General features: G+C 72.8%; 1 protein-coding gene. It reads right to left on the reverse strand.

The genetic code is table 11. The annotated features are described in order from the left end of the window. Positions 1 to 1,691: universal stress protein (locus HYV93_25720; GenBank protein MBI2529374.1), on the reverse strand; the 1,691-nt coding region annotated here is incomplete at its 3' end. Between the last annotated feature and the right edge of the window lie 821 nt (positions 1,692 to 2,512).

Genomic DNA, 2,512 nt, shown 5'->3' on the forward strand with positions numbered 1-2,512 from the left:
CAGGCCACCGCCGGGGCCGCGGCCACCTCCGGGCCAGCCACCTCGGCCGCGGCCGGGTGGAGCCGCTGCGGCGGGGCCTCGCCCCCGGCCGGCGGCGCCGGGGTGCCCCCCTCCCGGCCCCCGGTCTCCTCGATGAGCGGCAGGGCTGCCTCGAGCGTGATCACCGGCAGGCGCCGGGACCGCGCGTGCTTCTCGACCCGCGCCTGGGCCAGCCGCCGCAGCGCCGCGTCGGGAATCCGCCCGAGCGCCGCGCGCGCCTCGGCGGCCCATCGCACGGCGATCCCGGGCAGCGGCTCCTCGACCTGCGCGCCCCCCTGCCGCGCCGCCGCGGCCTCCAGCGCCGCGGCATCGATCACCCGGAACCGGTCGGCCCCGCCCCCGCAGACCGGACAGGTCACGGCCGGCTCCGGGCCCCGGGCCGCGTACCCGCACGTTCCGCACACCGCCGTGGCCTCGGCGCCCCGGGCCCGGATGGCCGCCGCCGCCACCCCCAAGGCCATCGCCCGCAGTTGCGCCGGCCCCCGCCCGGGCATGCCGTGCGCCATCGCCGCGTCGATCACGCTCGAGGTGACCACCGTGTGCCCCTGCTCGGTCGCGTAGCGGAGCACGGCCGCGCGCGCCACCCCCTGGACAGGGCGCGGCACCGCCGCCATCCGCGCCTCGGCCTCGGCCGTCCACGCCACCGTCTCCTCGGCCAGGAGCTCCTGCGGGGGCGTGAAGCGCCCGCCGGTGAGCAGGACATTGCAGGGCGCCAGCCGCACCAGCGTCTCACTGTTGCTCCCCAGCGCCCCTTCCGCCTCGTCCGAATGCGCCCCGGCCCGCCCGAGGATCAGCAGCCACGGCTGGCTCGCGCGGCAGTGCTGGAGCAGCTTCTCGAAGCACTTGCCGGCCAGCAGCGTCGTCGTCAGCGTCCCCCCCTCCGCCGCGGCCAGCCGGCGGCCCGTGTCGAGATGCGTCTGGTAGATGCGCGCCAGCCCGCTGTCGATGATCTCCTCGTGCAGCGCCTCCTGCTCCGCGAAGCGGAAGACCTGCGCCGCCTCGGCCGACAGCACCCCCACGAGGCTCTTGAACAGCGTGTAGTGCAGATAGGGGTCGTAGACGGCCACGGCCTCCACCGGATGGCCCAGCGCCCGGCCCAGCGCCAGCCCCAGCCTGAGCCCGTGGAAGGCCTGGGCGCTGCCGTCCAGCCCCACCACAATGGCCCCGCGCCCGGCCGCCGCCGGGTCCAGCGTCTTGACCACCAGCGTGTCGGCCGCCGTCCCCCGGACCACCCGCTCGGCCACCGACCCGAGCAGGCTGTCCTTCACCGCGCCCATGCCGAGCGCCCCCAGGACCACCAGGTCGTAGCCGGCCCGCCGCGCGTCCTCCAGCAGCACCCGGTGGTGCTTGCCGTCGAAGGTCTTGCGCTCCAGCGTGAGCCCGGCCGCCGCCGCCCGGCCCGCCATGGCGTCCAGATAGGAGTCGGCGATCAGCCGCAGCCCCATCCGGATCAGCGAGTCGTGCACCGCGCGCTGCCGCTCCAGCTCCGTCTCTTGCCGGTACCGCGCCGGCAGCGTGTACTCCATCTGCTTGAACCGCGTGTCGTGCAGCCCCCCCGCATAGACGTGCACCCCGGTCAGCTTCGCGCCACACGCCCCCGCCAGCTCCACCGCCAGCTCAATGGCCCGATTGGCGTGCTCGGAGTTGTCCACCGGAACACAGATGTGGCGATAAATGGAGCCCGCTCCTCTCATAACGTCATAGCGCGGGCTCGGCGCCCGCCGCGCGTGTGCCGCCGAGACCTGAACACTCTTACTGCCTGTTTCCCATCGGCTTCACGATGTGCATACCCCGGAGCCGGGACCGACCGGAAGACGGGCGCCGGCCCATGACGGCAGTTCCTGGGTGATACGGGACCTTCTCGGCCAGGGAGTCATCCTCGCCCCGCGACGGCCAGGAGCCGTCTCATGGCTTACCTCTGCCCGTCGCTGGATCATGTGGCGGCAACTGCAAGGTTGATGCCTCGTTGCTGAGCGGCGATCTGCCCCCCAGAGGGTGCGGCTGCCGGCCTGGATTGCCCCAGGCGGCCCGCACATCGATCATTACCTCGACCTGGCGCGGGAGCTTCGGGCCACACGATGAGCCAGGGGAAGCCAGCCGTCTGGGGATTCTTCCCCACCGGTGGGGATTTTCCCCAGCCGTAGTCAGGCGGGTTGATCCCCAGCTCTACGCGCAAGAGCACCAGAGACGGGCGCCCCGCTCCCAGCAGACGCTTTGTCTTCGGGTCTCCGGGGCCCCACGATGGCTGGCATCCGTCTTGCGGGATCGTCGACAGTAAGAAGTAGCTCCGCCGGGTCTTGGCCAGAGCCCCCCCAAGAACCTGCCGACGCGGGTGTGATTTCCCAGAAGCATTCCCCCACGTAGCAGGCTGATTCTCAGAACCTTTCCCCCAGGGGTTTCTCAAAACCTTTCCGCCACCCGGGGCCCGGCGGCCAAGCTGGGCCGTGGTTACTTCCTCGCCAGGAGGTGGTCA

The sequence above is a fragment of the Candidatus Rokuibacteriota bacterium genome, from assembly GCA_016188005.1.
Lineage (GTDB): Bacteria > Methylomirabilota > Methylomirabilia > Rokubacteriales > CSP1-6 > UBA12499.